Source organism: Qipengyuania sp. CAU 1752 (assembly GCF_054482615.1).
Genome location: NZ_JBTLRE010000001.1, coordinates 15,354 through 37,957, shown reverse-complemented (window position 1 = coordinate 37,957; position 22,604 = coordinate 15,354). Strand labels below are relative to the sequence as shown.

Annotated in this window: 19 protein-coding genes and 1 tRNA gene; 11 read left to right on the top strand and 9 right to left on the bottom strand. The window is 61.5% G+C overall.

Features of this window, described 5'->3' with window-relative positions; translation table 11 throughout:
• The first annotated feature begins 88 nt into the window (after positions 1–88).
• A complete protein-coding gene (locus tag ACXYL9_RS00155; RefSeq protein WP_459037566.1) occupies positions 89–3,316 on the top strand; it encodes an amidohydrolase family protein in 3,228 nt (1,075 codons plus the stop codon).
• Positions 3,317–3,322: 6 nt separating this feature from the next.
• On the opposite strand, the gene ACXYL9_RS00150 is transcribed toward ACXYL9_RS00155, so the two are convergent.
• From ACXYL9_RS00150 to ACXYL9_RS00140, 3 genes are all read right to left on the bottom strand, one after another.
• Positions 3,323–4,279: a GGDEF domain-containing protein gene (locus ACXYL9_RS00150; protein WP_459037565.1), complete on the bottom strand. Its 957-nt coding sequence runs from the start codon at positions 4,277–4,279 to the stop codon at positions 3,323–3,325.
• Positions 4,280–4,427: 148 nt separating this feature from the next.
• Positions 4,428–5,090: a helix-turn-helix domain-containing protein gene (locus ACXYL9_RS00145; RefSeq protein WP_459037564.1), complete on the bottom strand. Its 663-nt coding sequence runs from the start codon at positions 5,088–5,090 to the stop codon at positions 4,428–4,430.
• 66 nt (positions 5,091–5,156) lie between these two features.
• A complete protein-coding gene (locus tag ACXYL9_RS00140) occupies positions 5,157–5,870 on the bottom strand; it encodes a queuosine precursor transporter (RefSeq protein ID WP_459037563.1) in 714 nt (237 codons plus the stop codon).
• A gap of 138 nt (positions 5,871–6,008) precedes the next feature.
• On the opposite strand from ACXYL9_RS00140, the gene ACXYL9_RS00135 reads away from it, so the two are divergent.
• From ACXYL9_RS00135 to ACXYL9_RS00120, 4 genes are all read left to right on the top strand, one after another.
• A complete protein-coding gene (locus ACXYL9_RS00135) occupies positions 6,009–7,355 on the top strand; it encodes a NupC/NupG family nucleoside CNT transporter (RefSeq protein WP_459037562.1) in 1,347 nt (448 codons plus the stop codon).
• 9 nt (positions 7,356–7,364) lie between these two features.
• Positions 7,365–8,294: an isopenicillin N synthase family dioxygenase gene (locus ACXYL9_RS00130; protein WP_459037561.1), complete on the top strand. Its 930-nt coding sequence runs from the start codon at positions 7,365–7,367 to the stop codon at positions 8,292–8,294.
• A 246-nt stretch (positions 8,295–8,540) separates the two neighbouring features.
• On the top strand, positions 8,541–12,029 hold the full coding sequence (locus tag ACXYL9_RS00125) for a TonB-dependent receptor (protein WP_459037560.1): 3,489 nt from the start codon (positions 8,541–8,543) through the stop codon (positions 12,027–12,029).
• Between the two features lie 185 nt (positions 12,030–12,214).
• A complete protein-coding gene (locus tag ACXYL9_RS00120) occupies positions 12,215–12,937 on the top strand; it encodes an energy transducer TonB family protein (protein WP_459037559.1) in 723 nt (240 codons plus the stop codon).
• A gap of 26 nt (positions 12,938–12,963) precedes the next feature.
• On the opposite strand, the gene ACXYL9_RS00115 is transcribed toward ACXYL9_RS00120, so the two are convergent.
• The 4 genes from ACXYL9_RS00115 to ACXYL9_RS00100 all read right to left on the bottom strand — a co-directional run bounded on the left by ACXYL9_RS00115 (position 12,964) and on the right by ACXYL9_RS00100 (position 17,176).
• The gene (locus ACXYL9_RS00115) at positions 12,964–13,266 is read right to left on the bottom strand and encodes a polyhydroxyalkanoic acid system family protein (RefSeq protein ID WP_459037558.1); all 303 of its coding nucleotides are present in this window, start codon (positions 13,264–13,266) and stop codon (positions 12,964–12,966) included.
• Complete coding sequence (locus tag ACXYL9_RS00110) at positions 13,266–14,069, bottom strand: hypothetical protein (RefSeq protein ID WP_459037557.1); 804 nt, start codon at positions 14,067–14,069, stop codon at positions 13,266–13,268. The genes ACXYL9_RS00115 and ACXYL9_RS00110 overlap by 1 nt, the downstream gene beginning before the upstream one ends.
• Positions 14,069–15,283, bottom strand: coding sequence for a toxic anion resistance protein (locus ACXYL9_RS00105; protein ID WP_459037556.1), 1,215 nt, complete (start codon positions 15,281–15,283; stop codon positions 14,069–14,071). The genes ACXYL9_RS00110 and ACXYL9_RS00105 overlap by 1 nt, the downstream gene beginning before the upstream one ends.
• 159 nt (positions 15,284–15,442) lie before the next feature.
• Positions 15,443–17,176, bottom strand: coding sequence for a fatty acyl-AMP ligase (locus tag ACXYL9_RS00100; RefSeq protein WP_459037555.1), 1,734 nt, complete (start codon positions 17,174–17,176; stop codon positions 15,443–15,445).
• 131 nt (positions 17,177–17,307) lie between these two features.
• On the opposite strand from ACXYL9_RS00100, the gene ACXYL9_RS00095 reads away from it, so the two are divergent.
• The 4 genes from ACXYL9_RS00095 (at position 17,308) to ACXYL9_RS00080 (ending at position 19,367) form a co-directional block, all read left to right on the top strand.
• Positions 17,308–17,868 (top strand): regulatory protein RecX, encoded by a 561-nt coding sequence (locus ACXYL9_RS00095; RefSeq protein ID WP_459037554.1) that lies wholly within the window; start codon positions 17,308–17,310, stop codon positions 17,866–17,868.
• The gene (locus ACXYL9_RS00090) at positions 17,859–18,356 is read left to right on the top strand and encodes a DUF192 domain-containing protein (protein ID WP_459039825.1); all 498 of its coding nucleotides are present in this window, start codon (positions 17,859–17,861) and stop codon (positions 18,354–18,356) included. Before ACXYL9_RS00095 ends, ACXYL9_RS00090 begins: the two co-directional genes overlap by 10 nt.
• Positions 18,357–18,420: 64 nt before the next feature.
• Positions 18,421–18,816: an NADH:ubiquinone oxidoreductase subunit NDUFA12 gene (locus ACXYL9_RS00085; protein WP_459037553.1), complete on the top strand. Its 396-nt coding sequence runs from the start codon at positions 18,421–18,423 to the stop codon at positions 18,814–18,816.
• The gene (locus tag ACXYL9_RS00080) at positions 18,798–19,367 is read left to right on the top strand and encodes a DUF2155 domain-containing protein (protein ID WP_459037552.1); all 570 of its coding nucleotides are present in this window, start codon (positions 18,798–18,800) and stop codon (positions 19,365–19,367) included. The genes ACXYL9_RS00085 and ACXYL9_RS00080 overlap by 19 nt, the downstream gene beginning before the upstream one ends.
• On the opposite strand, the gene aat is transcribed toward ACXYL9_RS00080, so the two are convergent.
• Positions 19,271–19,981 carry a leucyl/phenylalanyl-tRNA--protein transferase gene (gene aat / locus ACXYL9_RS00075; protein ID WP_459037551.1) on the bottom strand — a complete coding sequence of 237 codons (711 nt, stop codon included), beginning with the start codon at positions 19,979–19,981 and terminating at the stop codon, positions 19,271–19,273. The genes ACXYL9_RS00080 and aat overlap by 97 nt on opposite strands.
• A gap of 119 nt (positions 19,982–20,100) precedes the next feature.
• Here aat and ACXYL9_RS00070 point away from each other — a divergent pair.
• A tRNA-Trp gene (locus ACXYL9_RS00070) sits at positions 20,101–20,176 on the top strand.
• 426 nt (positions 20,177–20,602) lie between these two features.
• On the opposite strand, the gene ACXYL9_RS00065 is transcribed toward ACXYL9_RS00070, so the two are convergent.
• Positions 20,603–22,141, bottom strand: a complete 1,539-nt coding sequence (locus tag ACXYL9_RS00065) for an alanine/glycine:cation symporter family protein (protein ID WP_459037550.1) — start codon at positions 22,139–22,141, stop codon at positions 20,603–20,605.
• A 234-nt stretch (positions 22,142–22,375) separates the two neighbouring features.
• Between ACXYL9_RS00065 and secE the strand changes: the two genes are divergently transcribed.
• A complete protein-coding gene (gene secE / locus ACXYL9_RS00060; RefSeq protein WP_459037549.1) occupies positions 22,376–22,585 on the top strand; it encodes a preprotein translocase subunit SecE in 210 nt (69 codons plus the stop codon).
• The last annotated feature ends 19 nt before the right edge of the window (positions 22,586–22,604 follow it).

The window sequence follows — 22,604 nt, the reverse complement described above, 5'->3', positions numbered from 1 at the left end:
GACATTCGTCGATTGCCGCATTGGCTTTGGCAGCCGCTCTGCCTAGTGTCCGCGCAAAATCGCGTACGCTAACTACTGAGGATTGCCCATGAAAGCCCTGCACGCTCTGCTCGTTTCGAGCGCCCTTGTCCTGTTGCCGGCCAACGCCTTTGCCCAGGAGGGAGACGTCGAGGCCGATGCCGAGCAAGCAGCGAAGCCACAGGAAGAAAAGTGGGACGTCAATGCTCCCGCAGGTGCCAATATCCAGCAGGTGCCGATCCGCACCGATGAAGGAACATGGATGGATGTCGACGTGTCGCCCGATGGCCGCACGCTCGCATTCTCATTGCTTGGCGACATCTACACCATGCCAATAGAAGGCGGCACGCCGACGAGGATAGCGGAAGGGCTGGCCTGGGAAGTGCAGCCACGATTTTCGCCCGACGGCAGCCGCATCGCCTTCACATCCGACCGGGCGGGCGGAGATAACATCTGGCTGATGGGCCGCGACGGGAGCGACAAGAAGCAGCTGACCAAGGAAGATTTCCGCTTGCTGCACCAGCCCAGCTGGTCGCCGGATGGGCAGTTCATTGCCGCCAAGAAGCACTTCACCACCGGACGCTCGCTCGGGACCGGGGAAGTCTGGCTTTATCACGTCAGCGGCGGCGGTGGGGTCAAGCTGGTCGAGCGGCCAAGCGAAGCGCACCAGAAGGAACTGGGCGAGCCGATATATGCCCCCGATGGGGAAGCGATCTATTTTACCCGCAACGACACCTCGGGGCCAATCTTCGAGTATGCGCAGGATTCGAACGCTGGCATCTTCCGGATCGAGAAATATGAGCTGGCGACGGGCGAGCGAACTACCGTGGTCGATGGTTATGGCGGCGCGGTTCGCCCGACCCCTTCGCCCGATGGCAGTGCGATCGCCTTTGTCCGCCGGGACAAGGATGATTCACAGCTGTGGGTGAAGGAATTTGCCAGCGGGCGAGAAACCATGATCTTTGATGGCCTCGACCGCGATGTGCAGGAAACTTGGGCGGTCACCGGGGTCTATCCCAATATGGACTGGACGCCGGACAGCCGGTCGATCGTGTTCTGGTCGGGCGGCAAGCTGAACCGGGTCAACCGCGACGGCACCGGCGCCAGCGTGATCCCCTTTGCAGTCAACGACACCCGCGGAGTCGCCGATGCGCCACACCCGGTGATCGAGGTCGCGCCCGAGAGCTTCACCACCAGCATTCCCAAACATGCCACCGTCTCGCCTGACGGGCGACGCGTGGTGTTCGAGACACTCGGTCGGTTGTGGGTCAAAACCGTGGGTGGTGGCACGCCGCGCCGACTGACATCCGGCGAGGCAATCGAAGCCTGGCCGACTTTCAGCCGCGACGGGCGCAGTATTGTCTTCGTGCGCTGGACCGATGCCGGTCTTGGCGAAATCGTCATGACCGATGCCAATGGCGGCAATCTGCGTAAGGTCACGCGTATGCCGGGGCACTACGCCAACCCTGCCTTCTCGCCCGACGGTCGCATGATCGCGTTCGAAAAGCGCAGCGGCGGCTACCTGACTTCGCCGGACTATTCGCAGGAGCCGGGCATCTATCGCGTGGCAGCCAGCGGCGGGACGCCAGAGCTGGTCTCGCGTGGCGGCGCGGCACCGCAATTCGGTGCGGCCAGTGACCGCATTTTCATGCTCGAAGGAAGCGGCGACGGTCTCGCGCTGGTTTCGACGGACCTGGACGGCGAAGCCAAGCGCACCCATGCCAAGGGCGAACTGGTCAATGATTTCCGCGTTTCACCCGGCGGACGGCTGGTTGCCTTCCGGCAAAATTACGAGGTCTTTGCCATGCCTCTCATGCCGGGCGGGCAGGCGGTCAATGTCGGTGAAAAGGGCGGTGCGTTGCCGGTCACGAAGGTCAGCGCCGAAGGAGCGGACTACATTGGCTGGGCCGACGACGATACGCTGACTTGGACGATGGGCCATAGGCTCTATCGCGCGTCGAGCCGCAGTTTCTTCGCCAATGCGCCGGATACGGACGCCAGCTATACTCCGCCGGCTGACGGGATCTCGCTGGCAATGACGCAGCGCGCGGCCAAGCCGAGTGGAACCGTCGCTCTCACGGGTGCGAAAATCCTGACCATGAAAGGCGAAGAGGCCGGTGCGATCGACAATGGCGTGATCGTGATCGAAGGCAACCGCATCACCGCGGTTGGCGCAGTCGGTGAAGTAGCCGTGCCTTCAGGTGCAAAGGTGATCGATGCCCGGGGCAAGACCATCATGCCCGGCCTGATCGATGCTCACGCGCACGGGCCGCAGGGCGTAGGAGACCTCGTGCCCGAGCAGAACTGGGTCCAGATCCAGCAACTCGCGCTCGGCACGACGACGATCCACGATCCGTCCTCCAGCGCCAGCACCATCTTCTCCGCAGCCGAACGCCAGCGGGCCGGGATGCTGCTTGCTCCGCGGATATTCTCCACCGGCGAAATCATCTACGGGGCCAAGGCGGCAGGCGTATATGCGCGGATCGACAGCTATGAAGACGCACTGGCGCATGTCCGACGGATCAAGGCGCAGGGCGGCATTTCGGTAAAGAATTACAACCAGCCGCGACGCGAGCAGCGCCAGATGGTCGTGCGCGCGGCGGCGGCCGAAAATATGCTGGTTGTGGCCGAAGGCGGCTCGCTGTTCGGAATGGACATGAACCTGGTCGCCGACGGCAATTCGACTGTCGAGCACAACGTGCCAGGCGAGACCTTTTACGAGGACGTGCTGCAGTTCTTCGGCCAGAGCCAATCCAACTACACACCGACGTTGGTAGTCACCTATGGCGGCCTTGCGGGCGACCCCTACTGGCGGCAGGCGACCGACGTCTATGACAACCCGCTGCTGGTCCACACCCCGCCCAAGATGCTGCTCGCGGATAATGCGAGGCGGACCAAGGCGCCCCAATGGGCCTTTGTCGACGACGATGCCGCGCGCGAGGCGAAGAAACTCGCCGATCGCGGGGTCAAGGTCAGCATCGGTGCCCATGGCCAGCAGGCCGGCATCGCCGCGCATTGGGAACTGTGGAGCTTTGTTCGCGGCGGGATGACACCGGTCGAGGCGTTGCGCGCAGGCACGATCGTTTCGGCGCAATCGCTCGGCATGGATCGCGATATCGGCAGCCTGGAGCCTGGCAAACTGGCCGATCTGATCGTCCTCGACGCTGATCCCAGCCTCGACATTCGCAATTCGGACAAGATCTCCAAGGTCATGATCGGCGGGCGATTGTATGACGCGCCGACCATGAACGAGGTCATCACCGGATCGGCTACGCGCAAGCCCTATTGGTGGGAGTAATACCTGCTAACCCGCGCGGCGCGCCGATGCTGGGGCCGCGCGGGTAGGCAGGCGGGGTGTTCGTTGCGAGGCACCTTGGCCGCACCGGCGGCTTGCGTTCGCCCCGGCCTTGCTCCGCACTATGTCCAGCTCCGCCCGACGCAAGGTATCGCGCATATTGTTGCCGATCTCGGCTAGGCCGGTGTTGGCAAAAAGCGATAGCGTCGTGGTCCTGCATTCCAGGTCACCCGCAAACAACTGTTGTGCCCGTTCAACCAGCCGGCACGCATCTGCATGGGTTGCGTCGAGGATCAGCACCGCGAAGGTTGCATCGGCAACACGCGAAAGCGTGTCGCCAGTTCGCATCACGGTACGCAGGACATCGCCGAACCCTTTGAGCACGGCGTCTCCGGCCTGATGACCGAGATGGTGATTTATCGCGCGCATCTGGCCAATCGAGAACAACGCAAGCCATCCCGATTGCCGGTTCTCGACCGCGTGCTCTAGCATGCAATCGAAGGCCACGCGGTTGGTCAGCGCGGTCAGTGGATCAGTCAGCCGGGCCGCGAACAGCCTGTCCTCCAGCATGCGCCGTTCATGCACATCGCGCATGACACCCAGCACCCGACATGCAGGAGCCGGCGAGCCGTCCTGCCCGCCGACGGGTGACAGCCGCAGGGCAAACCAGCGTCCTTTGAGACCCGGCTGTTGCAGGCGAAATTCGACCCATCCGCGATCCTCCTGTCCACCCGCAGCCAGCGCGAACTCGGCCCGGATCCGTGGGACATCCGGCGGTGCGACGAGATCTTCCAGGCGTGGCGGAACAAGAAATGCCGGAATCGGGCAGCCGAGGCCCGACAAGCCATGCGACGCCTTGAGAATGAAACCCTCGGCATCGCATTCGATTACGACGATATCGAGCGTGTCGCTAGTCGCCAGATCGAAAACGCGCGCAAAATCCCCTGCTGAAAAGTCCAGCGCCATCTTAACTTGCCCCCAATTCAGCTCGCCCGAACATAATCTTGGCGAGATAGTCAAAACAAAACTTGTTAGCCGAATTATATAACTTAGTTTATTTTAGAATCGGCATTTGTTTTATTAACTATAATACTGATGATTGGAAAGACTTTGACTAAAGATCGAGCATTATCCGGACGCGATTTGGTGCGCAGCCATAGGCCTCGGCTATCGCCTCGCGCGCGGCGGCGATCGCATGATCGGCCCTGCTCAGATCCTGACCAGTGGTCAACTCGCTCTCCGCCACGCCAAGCGTTTTGGCTAGTGCGGCGACCCTTCCGGCCACCGGGTGCGAGCGATCATGTTCCCAGGCCCAAACGGTCGGTTTGCTAACCTCAAGGGCTTCGGCAACTTGTGCCAAGGTCATGCCCCGCTCCTGACGCAGGCGTGCCAGGCGTTTGCCGAGTGATCCGCGCGGCGCGTGCGGTACGTCTGCTTCTGCCTCCGCCGGCGCGATCGCGCTGCGCAGTTGGGCCGCGCTTAGCGCGCCCGGTCCAAGCGGTTCCACGAAGCGGCAGCCATGGAGCGAGGCACTCTGCCACACGATCTGCGCGGCGGTCGGCCCGGCCTCGGGCAGGTCGAGCACGATCTCCTCGCCAACCTCGATCGCGCTATCGCTTTCCAGCAGCATCCCGCCGGTCGAGATGTTGTGCAGGCGGACAAGTGTTTCCTCGCCATTTCCGCGAACGCCTTCGGCGGCGATGCGGATGGTTCGGCGGGCTCCAGTGCGTCCCTTGTCGTCTTGCTGCACCGGGTCAAGCAGGCCGGTAACTGCCATAGGTAAGCTCCTTCAAAAGAAGGGATGCTCGGCCCTGGGCAGTTAAGCCTGCTTTAGAAAACGCACTTAACGCGGCGGGATTGTTGCGCTGATTGCATCACGGCGGTCGAGCCAGCGTGCTCCGGCCACGCCGGCAGTGATCAGGAACGGCACCAGCACGAAGCTGAGCGTTACCTTGGCCAGCACCTGGCCGATCAGGAGATTGGTAATCGGGAACTCGCCATAGAATGCGAGGGTCACGAAAATCACCGAATCGACAGCCTGGCTGAGCGCCGAAGCGATCGCGCCGCGCACCATAAGGCTGAATGTCGAGGTGTCGTTTCCGCCACGCAATCGGTCGAAGATCCAGATGTTGAGCAACAGCGAGACGAGATAGGCAGCCGGCCCTGCCGCCATCACCCGCCAGAGTTGGCTGTGCACCAACTGGAATGCTTCCAGTCCCTCTCCGCGCGCGGCGATCATGTCGGGCGACGCCGGGAGGGCGAGAACGAGGTTCATCAGGCAGGCCGAGAACAACAGCGGCATAAAGCCCCACCACACCAGCCTGTTGGCGACCGCCTTGCCGTAGAGTTGCGCGATGGTGCTGGAGATGACGACCAGCAACAGGAAGGCAAAAATTCCCGCTTCCACCGCCAAATTGGTCGGCCACAGACCGACCTGCTTAAAAGCCAGGAAACCGGCCAGCACCGTCATCCCGCCATACAGGACGATGTAGACGAACATGCCCAGTGGCATTGCGGGCGCTGGCGTGGAATCTTCTGTTGCGGGTGCGTCAGTCATGGCCGAGCCATAGGCAAGCGGCCCGGACTTGGGAAGTTTCACGACGCATCTTCCCCCAGCCCCGCTTCAGCTCAAGTTTGACCGACAGTGCCTGTCCGCTAAAGGGTGGCAGCACGCGCTAGTTACGAAAGATACCGTATGCCGCCCTTCGTCCTGAGCCTGGCCGGGATCGCAGCCATCCTTGCCATCGCTTTTCTACTGTCGACCGGCAAGACGCGGATTCGGTTGCGCGTGGTCGGGGCGGCCTTTGCGCTGCAGGCTCTGATGGCGCTGATTGTCCTGCGCACGCCCTGGGGCGTGGATGCGATCCAGTTCCTTTCCAACGGCGTGATCGCGCTGCTCGATTATTCGAAAGTCGGGATCGCTGCAATCTTCGGCCCGATGGATACCAACCCCTTCGTCAACACATTCGTCATCGCAGCCCTGCCGGTCATCGTCTTTTTCGCCGCCATTGTCTCGATCCTCTACCACTGGGGCATCATGCAGCGCCTGGTGCGCTGGGTCGGCGGCGCGATCGGCTGGATCACCGGGATCAGCAAGGTCGAGGCCTTGGGCAGCGCGGCCAACATCTTCGTCGGCCAGTCCGAAAGCCCGCTGGTAGTGCGCCCCTATCTCGCGGCGCTGACACCCAGCCGCCTGTTCACCTTGATGAGCGTTGGCATGGCCGGGGTCGCTGGTACGATTCTGGCGGCCTACGCCAGCTTCATCGGTGCCGAGGCCGTGCCGTTCCTGCTGGCAGCGGCCTTCATGTCGGCACCTGGTGGCATCCTCATGGCCAAGATCATCATGCCCGACGATGACTGTGATCTGGCCCGTGATGCGGCTGAACTTTCCGGCGTCGACCCGGAAGATATCAGGCTTCCGCAGGCGCGCATCAGCGCCGAAGGCCCTGCGGCGCTGACCGAAAGCGGCAAGCCGCACGAAGTCGAAGTGGCGGAGACCTTCGAAGAGGGACACCGACCCGCCAATGTCATCGAGGCTGCCGCACAAGGTACGCAGACCGGCGTCAAGCTGGCCGTCGCGGTCGGCGCGATGGTGATGGTGTTTGTGGCCCTCGTCGCGCTGGCCAATGGCCTGTTGGCGCAAGTTGGCGGCTGGGTCGGCTATCCCGAGATCAGCTTCCAGCAATTACTCGGCTTTGTCTTTGCGCCTGTGATGTATCTGATCGGGATCGCCGATTGGCAGCAGGCGCAGGTCGCGGGCGGGTTGTTTGGCACCAAGATCGTCCTCAACGAATTTGTCGCCTTCATCGATCTTGGTGCCATGGCTGCCGATGGGTTGACCCAGCGCAGCCGAGCCATTGTCACCTTTGCGCTATGCGGCTTTGCCAATTTCTCTTCGATCGCCATCCAGATGGCCGTGACTGGCGGGCTCGCCCCGAACCAGCGCCCGGTCATCGCCAAGCTCGGTCTGCGCGCGCTTGCCGCTGGCAGCCTGGCCAACTTGATGAGCGCGGCGCTCGCCGGTTTGTTCCTCCCATATTAAGTGTTGCCCATGACCCAGATCGCATCCGTCTCGCTTGACCAGCCGCTCGAAAACATCGCCGACGAGCTTGGTCGTTCCTTTGCCGAATTTGGCTTTGCCGTCATTCGTGACCATGGCATTCCGCAAGAGCTGATTGACCAGGCCGAGGCTAAATCGAAGGCTTTCTTCGACCTGCCTGCCGAGACCAAGCTACAGTACAAGATCGAGGGTTCCGGTGGTGCGCGCGGCTACACTCCGTTTGGTACAGAGAAGGCCAAGGATGCCAGGGTCCACGACCTGAAGGAGTTCTGGCATGTCGGGCGCACGCTGCCCGAGGGGCACGAGCTGGCCGAATACATGGCGCCCAATGTCTGGCCAGACGAAGTCGACAGCTTCAAGGATACGTTCCAAACGCTCTATGACGCTTTCGATTCCGCAGGTTTGCGCGTGCTCGAAGCAATCGCCATCCATCTCGGGCTGGAGCGCGATTATTTCGTCAAGACTGTCGAGGACGGCAATTCGGTGATGCGGCTGCTGCGCTATCCGCCACTTCAAGGTGAGGAAGCCGAAGGCGCGATCCGCGCCGCTGCCCATGGCGACATCAATACCATCACCCTGTTGCTGGGAGCCGAGGAGGCTGGACTTGAACTGCTCACCCGCCAGGGGGAGTGGCTCGCCATCGATCCGCCTGAAGGGGCGCTGGTCGTCAATATCGGTGACATGCTGGAACGTCTCACCAACGGCAAACTGCGCTCGACGACCCACCGTGTGGTCAATCCGAAGGGCGAGGCCGCCTATCGGGCGCGCTATTCGATGCCATTCTTCCTGCACTTCCGGCCCGACTTCGTGATCGAGCCGCTGGAATCGTGCTCCGAATCGGTTACCGGCAACAAGCCGCAGCCGCCGATTTCCTCGCACGAATTCCTGCTTCAGCGCCTGCGCGAGATCAATCTAGCCTGACGAAACCACGCTCTAATGCGGTGAATCTCCGCCCGAGGGAAAAAGCGGCTGGTTGTTGCATACTGGCCACACCGCTCAAACCCGCATGAAACGGGGGTTTTTTCGGGGTCATATTGTTGCGCTGCAACACTTGGGCATAACTGTCATATTTCTGTAACCAGTCCCCCCTTTGGCGACCTATGTACCGGCTAGGGAAAAGGTCGGATCAGGGAAATTCGTCCTCAAGCGACTTCAAAGGGGTTATCCATGAAGCTTAAATACGCACTGGCCGCGAGCGTCGCTGGCCTCACTACTGCTGTTGCCATGCCGGCACCGGTGGCCGCCCAGCAGATCACATCGGGTATCGAGGGCACCATTGCCGACGAGAGCGGCACTGCTGTTCCCGGCGCGACGGTCATCGTTACCGACACGCGGACCGGTCAGTCGCGCACGCTGACTGCCGGCGCTGACGGCACGTTCCGCGCCACCTCGCTGGTCCCGGGCGGCCCCTACACCGTCACCGCGACGGCTGATGGGTTCCAGGGCCAGACCATCGAGAACCAGTACATCAACATCTCGGGTAACACCTCGTACAAGTTCACCCTCGCCAGCGCTTCGGCCGCCAACAACCTGATCGTCGTCACCGCAGAGCGCGTCAACGTCCAGCAACTGGCAGTCGGTCCGGGTACCGCGTTTGGCGAAGCCACGCTCGAAGCCTTCCCGAGCCTTTCGCGCGACGTGCGCGACATCATCCGCCTCGATCCGCGTGTCAGCCTCGAGCGTGACAATGAAGTCGACCGTATCTCGTGCCTCGGCGGTAATGACCGGTCGAACACCTTCACTGTCGACGGTATCGTCCAGGCGGACGTCTTCGGCCTCAACGGTACGCCGTTTGCCGCGCGCAACTCGCTGCCGCTGCCCTATGACGTGATCCGCGAGACCTCGGTAGAATTCGCACCGTTCGATGTCGAATATTCCGACTTCACCGGCTGCCTCGTCAACGTTGTCACCAAGTCGGGCGCCAACAAGTTCCACGGCTCGGCCTTCTACACCTTCTTCAACGACGACCTGCTGGCCGACACCATTATCGATGGTGACGGCAACGAACAGCCGCTGTCTTCGGGCAGCGAGAAGCGCTGGGGCGCGACGCTGGGTGGACCGATTATTCCCGATCGGCTGTTTTTCTATGTCGGCTACGAAGAAACCGACCTCGGCGATGCCAATGATTTCGGTCCCGCGGGCGGCGGGTTCGCCAACGAAGCCAATTTCGTCACGCAGGCGCAGTTCGACCAGTTCGCGCAGATCGCCAACCAGGTCTACGGTCAGGATGTCGGCGGCTATCCGCGCACCCTGCCGGAATCGAGCGTTCGCTATTTCGGCCGGATCGACGCCTATATCAACGACGACCACCGGCTCGAGGCGACCTACCAGCGGCTCGAGGAAACCAATGTCGAAAGCGACACCGGTTCGGACAATCTCACGGGCCTTAATTCCTTCGAGGACGAAGGCACGATCTCGGACTACTATTCGGTTCGCCTGTACTCCGAATGGAGCGACAAGGTCAGCACCGAACTGCGGATGAGCCGTTCGGAAGTGGGCGACGTCCAAGGTCCGGTCGGTTTCGGCGAAGCGCAATCGGCCAACCCGACCCCGCGTCTCGCGGTCGGCGTTACCGGCCCGGGAGGCAACGGTATCCTGAGTACGGGGCCCGGCATCTTCCGCTCGGCCAACGCTCTCGACACCACCGTCAACCAGGCCAAGTTCCAGATGAACATCGACGGTGGCGATCACCAGTTCAAGATCGGGACCGAGGTCAACGACCTGGAAGTCTATAACCTGTTCGCTATCAACGCGACGGGCACGATCTTCTTCCGCAATCTGACCGATTTCCAGAACGGCGTGATCGCTCCCGGGTTCTTCTCCAGCGCCTTCGCCAGCGCCGATGACCTGGTCAACGGCGTAGCGGGCGGGGCAACTATCAACGCCACGCCGACTGGCGACATCAATGAAGCAGCGGCCACTTTCGGCCGCACGATCTGGTCGTTCTACGCCCAGGACGAATGGCAGGCGACCGACCAGCTCAGCATAACCGCTGGCCTGCGGGCGCAGATCTATTCGGGTGACGCACCGCGTCATAACCCCGAATTCCAGAGGCGCTATGGCTTCACGAACGCCAACAGCTTCGGCAAGCTCGACCCTGTCCTGCTGCCGCGCTTTGCAGCCACCTACGACCTCGAAAATGACGGGTTGTTCTCGAACACCCGCGTAACGGGCGGCGTTGGCATGTTCTCGGGCGGCGACCCGGTGGTCTACTTCTCGAACGCGTTCTCCAACAACGGTTTCTCGACCGGTACCGGTGAAAGCTTCGATTGTGCGACTGTCCCGACCAGCGTCGTCACCGGCGGCAGCTTCACCGGCTTCCCGACCTGTGTCGCCGCACTTGGTTCAGCCCAGGCTGCAGCTGGCCTGTCCGACACGCAGTCGACCGATCCGAACTTCAAGGTTCCAACCGTGACGCGTGCCAACCTCGGTCTCGCGACCGATTTCGGCACGGAGACGGGCTTCTTCAGCAACTGGCGCCTGAACCTCGACTACATCTACTCGCGGTTCAACGACACGCTCAACTTCGTCGACCTGTCGCAGACGCCGGATATCCGCCGGGGCCTTGGGGGTTACACAGTTGATGGCCGCCCGATCTATGCAGCGATCGACCCAACCGTGTTCGGCTGTAACGCGCAGCTGGTCGGTTCGGGCGGCACCCCACCGGTCTGGCAGGGCGTCACCCCGGCGTGCTTCAACACCCGTCGCGATGACGAGATCCAGCTGACCAATGGACCGAGCTACGAAAGTCACATCGCCTCGTTTCTGCTGTCGAAGAACTTCCGCAGCGGTCTGCTGACCGATGGCGGCAGCGTGGGCCTGCGCTTCGGCTACGCCTACACTGATTCGGACAACAACCGGAACGTCGGTTCGTCGACGGCCACCTCGTCCTACGACGTGACCTCGGCTTTCGACCGGCAGAACCCGGCGGTGTCGACTTCGAACTACGAAACCCGCCACAACATCACCGCCTCGGTCTATTTCCGCGAGGAATTCTTCGCTGACTACAAGACCTCGCTCGGCATCTATTTCCGGGCCCGTTCGGGACGGCCTTACAGCCTGACCTTCGACGGTGGGGGCGTCTTCAACGATAGTTCGTCGGGCACTGACAATGCGCTACTCTACATACCGACGGGACCCAGCGATCCAAACGTGGTGTTCGCCGACTCAGGTTTTTTCCGCAACGGCAACTTCATTCGCACGCAAACTGCTGCTGAAGCGGCGGCCGGGCTGGATGCCTATATTTCGCAATTCGATTGTATTGATGACTATCGGGGCCAAACCATTCCTCGGAACACCTGTCGTAATCCATGGTCTTACGATTTAGACCTTCGATTCAGCCAAGAACTGCCGTTCCTCGGCAGCCTGACTGGTCTGGTTAATGACCGGATCGAGCTGTTTGCCGACTTCGACAATTTCCTGAACTTCATCGACAAGAGCGCCAATCGGGTTCGGTTCCAATCGGAATTCACCGATTTGATTGACAACGGTGGCTTTGATCCGAATCCGGCAAACCCCAACAATCCGGCTTCTCTCCGACCGGTTGATTCGCAGGGTCGCTATGTGGTCTCGGGTTTCAACCCGGATGACGACCAGTTCGTGGCCATTTCGAGCTCGGCCTGGAAGATCCAGGTCGGCGTTCGCTACGAGTTCTGATCCAACTTCGGGTCGGACATGACAAACTAGAGCGGCGGCTTCCTTCGGGAAGTCGCCGCTTCTTTCTGAACATTTGAAATCGGCTCAATGGTCCGGGCCGAATATTGTCCTTGCCCAGCCAGCATTGTAAGCGGCAATGGTCGCGGCGCAGGTGCGACGCCTCAAGTAGAGTGACGGAGGCCCGGTTGGCTGCAGGCAGCAATTTCACCAATACCAGGCGTAAGCCCAATATAGCGACGATCGTGCTGATCGCGTTGTTGCATGTCGCGGTGCTCTACGGCTTGATGAAAGCGTTGGCGCCAGACTTCACCAGCGAGATGGAGGAAACCGTCCTGTCAGCGGTGACCGTGACGGTCACGACCCCGCCGGAGGAGCCGCCAGAAGATCCGCCGCTGGAAGAAGAAGGCGAACAGGGCGATCCAGGCCAGGACGCGGTGCCCAAGCCAACTGCTGCGCCATCACCGAAAATTCCAGTCCGCCAGGATCGTCCGCAGCCGCGCGCGACCTCGACCGGGACAGAGACGCGCTCGGGCGCGGCCGAGGCCGGGGACGGAACGGGCGCTGACGGTACGGGGCTGGGGACCGGAGCCGGACGTGGCGGAGCAGGCCGTGGTGGCATCCCTGTAACGCGCCCGGTACTGGTATCGACCATCACCGACGCATCGTCGTTCCCGGTTCCCCCGGGCGGACGAAAGGAGCGCATCGGCAAGTCGGTCGATGTCCGGCTAGGCGTATCGGCAGAAGGCCGGGTGACCAGTTGCCAGGTGGTACGCGCCAGCCCGTTTCCGCAGACCGACGCCAAGGTTTGCGAGCTTGCCTATGAGCAGGTGCGGTTCGAGCCCGCTCGTGATGTGAATGGCGACGCGGTGGCGTCGACCTTCACCTATCGCCAGCGTTTCTTCAACTAAGCAGGGCGAGGCCGGCCCATGACCGGTTAGTCCTTGGCCAGCATTTTCTGGCCCTGGTCCTTCATCGCATTGGCGATGACCGGCTCCATGAAGGCCAACATTGGCGGCAACGTCACTTCGACCATCAGCCGCGTATCCTCGATCTCGACCGATCCGGACAGGTTCTGGCCCATCGCGCGAATCGTCATGTTCATGCGGTCTTCGCTGGTCCAGTCAGTCACCACTTCGGCCATCGGGCCAGGTATGTGATCAGCCATTTCATGGCTGCGTTCATGCAGCCTGCGGCGGACCTCTTCCTTGGGAAGATCGTGCGGAATAGGAACTTTCATTAGCCAGCCGTTTTTTGCGTGTCGAAATCGGGGAGTGGAACGCCGTGGTCGGGCTGATCAGCCTCGACCCCTTCGCCATATTTGTAGTCAAGGTAGCGATGGGTGATCGCCAGGTCGTCGAGCGAGCCCTGGGCCAGCTGCCGGGTGATCGAATCGATTTCCTTGGAGATCTTCTCGAGGCTCTGCGTCAGCTGCTCGTCTGGCGTTGCTCCGCTGCGCCTCTCATGCCGCAAATGCTCGGGGATCTTGAGGTAGGCATCGATCATTTCGGGCAGGGTTTCGCCGACCAGCTTGCGAATGTCCCGCGCGGTTTCATGTTCCGCGGGCACTTTCTCGAGCTGTTGTCCGAGCGCATCGAGCTGGCTGCCCAATTGTTCCACCACGCGCACTGCTTCACGAGGGAGATGGCGCCGCTGGTGCTCGAGCCACAATTCGGTCCGCGCGACCATCTGGCGCACATCACCCTTGGTTAGCTCGGATCGCTGCGGCACTTTCATCTTCGGGTATTTGCCAAACACATAAATACCGATTGCGGTCGCCAGACCAGTCAGCATCACCCCTTCGAAGCCGAGCCCGTCGATAATGACGCCCAGCACCGAGGCGGCAATCCAGATCGCCACCAGGGCGAGCGCCATGCGAACGCCCTTCTTCTTCCAGTGCTTCAGCTTGAGCTCTTTCGAACCGCGGCCGATCGAACCCTCCCGCCGGTGCCGGCCACCGCGGCGGTTATCGTCGCGCACGCGCCGCGCATCGTCCATTATCCGGTCGCTGCGGCGGGCGTATTTCTTGTATTCGTCGCTCATCAGCCCTCCAGCTCGAGCAGCGAAGGCTCGGACGAGGCAAGCTTGGACTGCGCTTGGGCCTGACCCTCGGCGCGCGCAATGTAGCCTTTCGACCGTTCGACCTCATGGGTCAGGACGGTAACCGTTTCCTTCATGCTCGACAGAGCACGGATCTTGAATTCGTCGACTTCGTCCATCGTGTCATAGATGTTCTGGAAAGCGCGCTGCAGGGTCTCGAGCGGGATCGTGCTGCTGGCGGCCTGCTCGTGGATCTTGCCGGTCTGTTCACGCAGCATGGTGCTGGTGGAATCGATGATGCCGGCCGTAGTCTCGTTGAGGGCGGTAATCTGCTGCAGAACCAGCCGCTGGTTGGTCATGGCTTCGCTGACGGTCACTGCCGTGCGCAGGGCACCCACGGTGGTGGTGCTGGCACGGTCGACACCCTTGACCAGCTCGACATTGTTCTTCTTGACCAAGTCGAGCGCGAGATAACCCTGCACGCTGACCGCCATCTGCGTCAGCAGATCCTGCGTGCGCTGGCGAACATAGAACAATGCGGTTTCGCGGATCGCCTTGGCCTTGGCCGGGTCGGTTGCGTCGAGCTCATTGGCTTTCTCTTCCAGCCGCTCGTCCAGCTTGCGGGAGATATGGATCATCTGCTCGAGATTGCCCATTGATTCCCACAACTTTTGCCGTTCGACATCGATCGCGGCATTGTCCATCAACAGCTCGTCTTTGCCGTTCGACAGCTTGCTCAGGATCTGCTGGATGTGGGTCTGCGCGCTCTGGTAGCTGCGGAAGTAGCTCTTTATCTTGCTGCCGAAGGGAATGATGCCAAGCAGCTTGCGCGGACCGGTCAGATTGCCGCGGCGCGACGGATCGAGTTCCTCGACCACGGTTCGCAATTCGGCGAGGTTTGCGCCCACGCCTTCGTCCTGGTCCATCGCGCGAACCGGGCGGTCGAGGAAGCGGTTGGAATGTTGCGCCGCCGCCATGATTTCCTTGCGGCCCATATTGGTGATCTGATCGACCTTCTTGCCGAACTCAGGCGAATTGGCATCGATCGAGACGAGGTCGGTGACGAAGCCCTCGACCTTCTGCTCGAGTTTCGACTTCTGCTCTTCGCTGACCGGGACCAGCCCTGATGCCTTCTCCGGTGCAACTTCAGGCACCGGGGCGGGCGGGGTCAGTTCAAAATCGGTTTCAGTCGCGGTTTTCGTCTCGTTACTGGCCATGGTCGGACCTGACACTCCCTCACAATGCGCCGCGATGCAGCGCCCATCACTGTATTAGGCGCATAAAACACGCATTTCAAGGCGCGCTCATGCCGTTCGTCGGGCAGCAGCATACCCCCCGCGAACCGCAGGTCCAATATTGCATAATGTCGCGAAAATTCAGGCGGCCAAAGCCAGTGGCTGGATCTCGCCGGACAGGTAGAGCTTCTTGGCCTTGGCCCTGCTCAACTTGCCCGAACTGGTGCGCGGCAGGGTGCGCGGCGGCACCAGTTCCACGATGCAGGTCGTGCCGGTAACGGCCTGGACCTTCTCCTTGATCGCGGTGTGCAGGCGCGCGCGTTCTTCAGGATCCGATACGCGGCAATGAACCAGCACGGCCGGGGCCTCTTCGCCGTTCTCGGTTTCCAGCGCGAAGGCGGCAATGTCGCCATGATTGAATCCGGCGAGCTGTTCGACAGCCCACTCGATATCCTGCGGCCAGTGGTTCTTGCCATTTATGATGATCATGTCCTTGGCCCGGCCGACCACGAACAGATAGCCATCGGCCATGTAACCCATGTCGCCGGTGTCGAGCCAACCGTCGACGAGGCAGGCATCAGTCGCCTCCTCGTCGCGGAAATAGGAATGCATGACACTCGGCCCACGGCACCATACCTTGCCGATCTGGTGGTCGCCGCGGACGTCGCCATTCTCGCCACGGATTTCGACATCCATGTCTGGCAGCGGCTTGCCGCAATTGACGATTGCGCGGTAGCGGGCAGGCCGCGACAGGTCGCGGCGCGAGCCCGACAACCGTTCTTCCTTGACCAGTTCGACCCGGATGCCTTCGCCTGGCGGCATGACGGTAACGGCTAGCGTGGCCTCGGCCAGCCCATAGGACGGGGTGAAGGCGTTGGCCTTGAAACCGGCTGGGGCAAATGCGTTGACAAAGCTTTGCATTACGTCCGGACGGATCATGTCCGCACCATTGCCAGCCAGCCGCCAGCGCGACAGGTCGAACCGTTCGGCGACATTGCTTTGGCTGGAGATACGCCGGGCGCAAATGTCATAGCCGAAGGTCGGCGAATAACTGAGCGTTGCACCTTCATTGGCGCTGATCATGTCGAGCCATGCCAGCGGACGACGAGCGAAATGTTCGGTCTTGAGATAGTCGGAACTGACCTGGTTGCCGACCATCGAGAGAAAGCAGCCGACAAGCCCCATGTCATGATACCACGGCAGCCAGCTCACGCCGCGATCTCCTTCTCCGATATTCATGGTGATCGCGTGGCCCGACAGGTTGTGGAGCAGCGCGCTGTGGGTAACGGCTACCCCGGTCGGGAAACGGGTCGAGCCGCTCGAATACTGCAGGTAACAGATATCGTCCGGTCCGACTTCGGGGAATTCGCACTCGGGAGCATCGCGGGTGGCGAAGCTGGCCCAGTCATAGCCTTCGCAACCTTGCTTCTGAACCGCAGCCTGCGCCATTTCGGAAATCTCGGGCGGGTAGAGCAGCATCTTGGGATCGCTGCTCGCCAGTTGCACGCCCAGTTGTTCGATATAGCCGTCCTTGCCACCGAAGGTGGTCGGCAGGGGCAGGGGCACAGGCCATGCACCGACGTAGACGCAGGCGCAGAACAGGGCGGTAAACTCGGGCACGGTTTCTGCGACCAGGGCAATGCGGTCGCCCTTGGCAACGCCAGCGCCAATCAGGCGGCGCGCCATGACCAGCGCATCGTCGCGCATCTGGGAATAGGGATAGACCAGCTCGAGCTGCCCACGCATATCGTGAAAATTCATTCCCTTCTGGCTGCGCGCGGCATAGTCGATCGCTTCGCAAAAGGTCGCAAAGTCGGATCGCCGGCGCGGCAAAGGGCAATCATTAGGCGTGGGAGTCAATTGTGTTTCTGTCATAATGTTTGGCGAAACCCGTTATTATTCACGCGTTTAGGCGTGCCCCCATACTTGTATGCGATGTCATGAACTGTCGCTGCACCGTCACAAAGTTTTCCCATTTGATTGAGACTGTGGCACGAATATGACCGATGCGCGAGCCTTCCCCAGCCAATAAGCGGCGCAAGCGTGTGCCAAAACCGCTCGACGAGACCGGTTTGCGGGATCTGGCATTATCCTATGTAGCCCGGTTTGCAACGAGCGCCGGCAAGCTGGAACAGTATCTCAAGCGGAAACTGCGCGAGCGTGGATGGGAGGGCGAGGATGAACCAGACCTCGCCGTTCTCGTCGCGCGCTACACCGAGCTCGGCTATATCGATGACACAGCGTATGCCCGCGCTCGGAGCGGCGATCTGCTTCGGCGCGGTTATGGTCCGCGGCGAATTGCGCAAGCGCTCGGCCAGGCCGGCATAAACGAGGAAACCCGCAGCCAGGTGGCCGCTGATCAAAGCGAGTTGCGTCAGGCCGCATTGCATCTCGCGCGCAAGCGGCGCTTCGGCCCATTCGCTGACCAGCCGGTCGACCCGGCGCTGCGCGAGAAGCATCTTGCGGCGATGGTTCGGGCGGGGCATGGCTTCGATATTGCACGGGCGGTGCTCGATGCTGCCAGCGAGGACGAGGCCGAAGAGTGGGTACGCGATATATGCGATTGAGAGATTTCCTGGTGGCGGCAATGGCAGGCGGCCTGCTCGCCTGTTCCCCGCAATCGGGCGCCGAAACGCTCGTCCCGCCCGAGCAGGTTGCCGAGGCTACGACGCATCCGGTTTCGGGACTTCAGATCATCCCTGTCACGGTGACGGCCAACGGGACGGCCCACCGCTTCCGCGCCGAATTGGCGGATACGCCGGAATCGCAAGCCCGCGGGCTGATGTTCCGTACCGAGCTGGGTCCGGACGAGGCGATGATATTTCCGCGTAGCGAGAGGCCGTCGCCCGCCAGTTTCTGGATGAAGAACACGCCACTGCCTCTGGATATCATATTCATCGGCCCCGACGGACGGATAACCAATATCGCGGCGCAGACCGTGCCCTATTCACTCGATAGCGTGCGCTCCCAAGGCAATGTCATCGGCGTGCTCGAAATCGCCGGCGGTCGCGCCGCCGAACTGGGCATCGAGCCGGGCGCGAGGGTCGAATGGTGAGTGCTGCGAGGCATCAAGTTGACGCTTGGCCAGCACCGTTCAATCCGCTAGTCCGCGCAGCGCAATGAGCATTCTAGGCAAGATCTTCACCTGGTGGGATGGCGCAACCATCGGCACCCACCTGTTCACCGCTCGCCGCGGGGAACACGTCGGCACCGACGCGCAGGGCAACAAGTATTACCGTTCGAAGCGCAAAGACGCCGAACGCGAGCGGCGCTGGGTCATCTACGACGGCCCCAATGACGCCAGTCGCGTGCCTGCCGAATGGCATGGCTGGTTGCACGGTTCATTCGAAGACGTGCCCGAGAGCTTCCTGCCGCCGCCCCGTATTTGGGAGGTCGACTATACCCCCAACGCCACCGGCACAGCGCAGGCATATCGCCCGCAGGGCGCGCTCGAACGGGGCGGAAAGCGTGCCCGCGCGGTGGGCGACTACGAAGCATGGACCCCTGGCGACTGACGATGCGCAGGGCGAGCACCCTTCGCGCCGCGCTGGTACTGGGCGCCCTTGCCGGGCTGTCGGCTTGTGACGGCGGAGCGCCCGAGCCGCAAGCGGTCGAGACCGAGGTGCCCGAAGAGCTGAAAGACGCGCCTTCTGAAACCCCATCGACTGCCGAGATCGAAGGCGCGACTCCGATGGCGGCGCGCGTTGCCACCCTTGGCCTGCTCAACAAACGCAACAACATCTCCCAGGATCTCGAACTGAAGCCGGGCGAATCGCGCCGTGTTGGCGATATCATCGTCCGCCTATCAGCCTGCGAGCGCCGTCCGCCATGGGAAATGGCGCCTGAAACCGGCGCCTTCGTCCAGGTACTGGTTGCAGGGAAGGGCGACAATGAGGGCGAGTGGGCCCGCATCTTTTCCGGGTGGCTGTTCAAGCGTTCGCCCAGCCTCAACGTGGTTGAGCACCCAGTCTATGATGTTTGGGTCAAGGATTGCGCGATGACATACCCCGGCGAAAATGCGCCGCCCGTTTCGTCTTCGACAGCCTCCGACGACAACGAGGCGTAGGCTTCTGGTAATGTTAGGGGCTGCGGGCCGGCAGCCTCTGCGAGCTTCTCAAGGTAATCGGCCTGCGGGAGTTCAATTGCGCCTAGCGAGGCGAGGTGCGGTGTCATGAACTGGCAATCAAATAGGACACAGCCCGCGCGTTCGAGCAGCGCCATGAGCCAGGCGAGCGCGACTTTGGAAGCATCACGCCGGCGGCTGAACATGCTTTCGCCGCAGAACACCTTGTCGAACGCAACGCCGTAGACCCCGCCAACGAGCGCGCCATCCTGCCAGCATTCGATCGAGTGCGCGTGGCCAGCATCGTGCAATGCGCTGTAGCTGGCCTCGATCCGGCGGCTGATCCAGCTGTCGGGATGGTCCTCGCGAGGAGCCGCACAGCTTTGCACCACGCCGCGGAAATCGGCGTTGCAGGTCACGGTAAAGACATCGCGCCTGATTGTCCGCGCCAGCGAGCGCGAGCAGGCGAACCCGCCGATCGGTATGATCGCCCGCTCGCGCGGCTCGACCCAGAACACTTCCTGGTCGTCCCGGCTGTCGGCCATCGGGAAGATGCCGTTGCGATAGGCCAACAACAACAGGTCTACCGGGATATTGGCGGGGCGGGGCGCATGCATGGCTCGCCCCTTATGCCAGTGCCCCCAACGGAGAGCCATCTCGAAACGCGTTGCCGCAGCCGATGCTTGTTTAGGCTTGCCCCGATGCCCCGCTTTGTCCTAGAGGCCCGCTGCGCTGCAGGGGTGTAGCTCAGTTGGTAGAGCATCGGTCTCCAAAACCGAGGGCCACGGGTTCGAATCCTGTCACCCCTGCCATTTTCTTCAACTTGGATGATGGCATAGCCTGCCCGATGGTTGCCAAGGTGCAACTATCGGCCGCTGCAAATGTCATGACCGGGAACCAGTCCATGACCCGTGCATTATCAGCGGTGAACTGATTGAAACCGCAAGCACGGAGAAACGCCATGGCTACTTCGACTTTTCGCAGCAGTCGGCCTGACGCCTGGGTCCAGCCGCGCCCCTATGCTGATGCATCGGTGCGTATGATGAAGCATGGGCCGATTCAGCCGTTGACCCAGCCAAACTTTTTATCGCGTCTGTTCGGGCACGCCTAAGCCACCAAGAAGGTGTCTCGATAGGAAAAAGGGGCGGGGTGTCATATCGACATCCCGCCCCTTCATTCTTGGTGCCATCCGGTTGATGGAAACTGCGCATTAAGGCGCAATTATTGAGAAACCGTCATCAATATTCGTTCGGTTCCTCGGGCGTATCTTCGGTATGCGTTGGTCCTGCATCCCGTTGACCATGGGCCAGTTTGAACACCACGCCCGAAAGCAGGGCCAGCGCCAGCAGGTTGGGCAACGCCATCGCCGCGTTGGAGATGTCGCCGAGACGCCATACCAGCGTCAGGTCGAGCGTCGATCCGAGATAGATCACCACACACCACAGCACGCGCCAGATCATGTGCAGCACCTTTTCGCCGGCGCGGGTCGAACCCGGTACGCGGTCGTAAATGAAGGTGATCGCGCGCTCGCCGTAATAGCTCCAGGTGAGCAAGGTGGTGAACACGAACAGGATCAGCGCGATTGACGCGATCAACGTGCCGAGCGGGACGCTGAAGATTTCGAACGGAAATGCTGCGGCAAAGGCGCCGCTGGTCATGGCAAATCCTTGCAGGTCCGAATTCCACGCATGGCGGACCACTTCGCCGCCGGCCGTGAAATCGCCCTTTACAGTCAACATTACCAACGCCGTCATGGTGCAGATAACGATCGTGTCGATGAAGGTGCCCAGCATTGCCATCCGGCCCTGCTGTTCGGGGTCGTTGGTCTGCGCCACCGCGTGTGCGATCGGGGTCGAACCCTGGCCTGCTTCGTTGGAAAACAGGCCACGCGCCACACCGGCGCGGATTGCCAGCATGATCGCCGCCCCGGCAAAGCCGCCGGTTGCCGCCTGAGGATTGAACGCCCCGTCGAAGATCAGCACGAAAGTTGCCGGCAGGTCCGAGAAGTTCAGAATCAGCGCCAGTACCGCCATGACGATATAGGCGGCAGCCATGAACGGAATGATTTTTTCCGCCACGCTGCCGATCGACTTGATCCCGCCGATGATGACAATGAAAACAAGGATCGCGGTCACGAGGCCGCCGACCCATTCTTCGATGCCGAAAAGTTCGTTCATGCCATCAGCGATGGCGTTGGCTTGGATCGAGTTGCCGGTGACGAGCGCCGAGAACAGCGTGCCGAGGCAGAACAGGATCGCCAGCCAGGTCCATTTCTTGCCGAGGCCCATCATGATGTAGGTCATCGGGCCGCCGCGATAGACACCGTCGGAGGTTTTTTCCCGGTAACGGATCGCCAGTGAGCCTTCGGCAAAGGCGAGCGCCATGCCGACCAGTGCGGTGATCCACATCCAGAAGATCGCCCCAGGTCCGCCCAATGCGATCGCGGTGGCGACACCGGCAAGATTGCCTGTGCCGACCTGTCCGGAAAGGGCGGTCGAAAGCGCGGCAAAGGGCGAAATCTCGCCCGCGCCCTCACTCTTGCGACCGGCAAACAGTCCCTTGAACGCGCTGCCCAGCTTGATGATGGGGTAAAAGCGCAGACCGATCATGATCCACATGCCGATGCCCAGCAGGATTAGGGTCATGGGCGGAATCGGCTGGCCGCCAATCGACAGCCATGACAGCGGTTCGCCGTTCCATGTCCCGCCCCAGATGAAATCGGAAATATTGGTTACCTGGTCGATCAGACTGGTCGACCCCGTTGCTGGTGCGGCCACTTATGGCTCCCCTCTTGCGTCCCACAGAAGCGGCGCAAGCTAGGGCCACACCCTGCCCGCTGCAACGGCTTTCTGGGTTTGCCGCGCAACCGTCTTGCTTTTGGGCGGAGGCGTCTCTAGATGCGGTCGGGCCTTCCGACATCGGAGCCTCATTTGCCCTTCCCCTGCCTCGCTCGGGACGGCGATGAGCCCTACCCGAAAGGCGCGAGTGATCCATGGCAGACGAGAGCGGCAATGGCCGAAGAAACCAAGAAGAAAACATCGCCCGGCGAATTCGTGCGCCAGGTGCGCAGCGAGACCTCCAAGGTGGTCTGGCCGACCCGGCAGGAAACGATTCGCACGGCGATTTTCGTCGGCATCATGGTCTTGATCCTGTCGCTGTTCTTCTTCGGGATCGATTCGGCATTCGGCGGCATCGTCAACTGGCTGTTGACGCTCGCTTGATCTTCTCCAGAAAACGGGA

Coding starts and splice junctions, on each gene's coding strand:
- ACXYL9_RS00155 (WP_459037566.1), top strand. CDS start 89: ATGAAAGCCCTGCACGCTCTGCTCGTTTCGAGCGCCCTTGTCCTGTTG.
- ACXYL9_RS00150 (WP_459037565.1), bottom strand. CDS start 4,279: ATGGCGCTGGACTTTTCAGCAGGGGATTTTGCGCGCGTTTTCGATCTG.
- ACXYL9_RS00145 (WP_459037564.1), bottom strand. CDS start 5,090: ATGGCAGTTACCGGCCTGCTTGACCCGGTGCAGCAAGACGACAAGGGA.
- ACXYL9_RS00140 (WP_459037563.1), bottom strand. CDS start 5,870: ATGACTGACGCACCCGCAACAGAAGATTCCACGCCAGCGCCCGCAATG.
- ACXYL9_RS00135 (WP_459037562.1), top strand. CDS start 6,009: ATGCCGCCCTTCGTCCTGAGCCTGGCCGGGATCGCAGCCATCCTTGCC.
- ACXYL9_RS00130 (WP_459037561.1), top strand. CDS start 7,365: ATGACCCAGATCGCATCCGTCTCGCTTGACCAGCCGCTCGAAAACATC.
- ACXYL9_RS00125 (WP_459037560.1), top strand. CDS start 8,541: ATGAAGCTTAAATACGCACTGGCCGCGAGCGTCGCTGGCCTCACTACT.
- ACXYL9_RS00115 (WP_459037558.1), bottom strand. CDS start 13,266: ATGAAAGTTCCTATTCCGCACGATCTTCCCAAGGAAGAGGTCCGCCGC.
- ACXYL9_RS00110 (WP_459037557.1), bottom strand. CDS start 14,069: ATGAGCGACGAATACAAGAAATACGCCCGCCGCAGCGACCGGATAATG.
- ACXYL9_RS00105 (WP_459037556.1), bottom strand. CDS start 15,283: ATGGCCAGTAACGAGACGAAAACCGCGACTGAAACCGATTTTGAACTG.
- ACXYL9_RS00100 (WP_459037555.1), bottom strand. CDS start 17,176: ATGACAGAAACACAATTGACTCCCACGCCTAATGATTGCCCTTTGCCG.
- ACXYL9_RS00095 (WP_459037554.1), top strand. CDS start 17,308: ATGCGCGAGCCTTCCCCAGCCAATAAGCGGCGCAAGCGTGTGCCAAAA.
- ACXYL9_RS00090 (WP_459039825.1), top strand. CDS start 17,859: ATGCGATTGAGAGATTTCCTGGTGGCGGCAATGGCAGGCGGCCTGCTC.
- ACXYL9_RS00085 (WP_459037553.1), top strand. CDS start 18,421: ATGAGCATTCTAGGCAAGATCTTCACCTGGTGGGATGGCGCAACCATC.
- ACXYL9_RS00080 (WP_459037552.1), top strand. CDS start 18,798: ATGGACCCCTGGCGACTGACGATGCGCAGGGCGAGCACCCTTCGCGCC.
- aat (WP_459037551.1), bottom strand. CDS start 19,981: ATGCATGCGCCCCGCCCCGCCAATATCCCGGTAGACCTGTTGTTGTTG.
- secE (WP_459037549.1), top strand. CDS start 22,376: ATGGCCGAAGAAACCAAGAAGAAAACATCGCCCGGCGAATTCGTGCGC.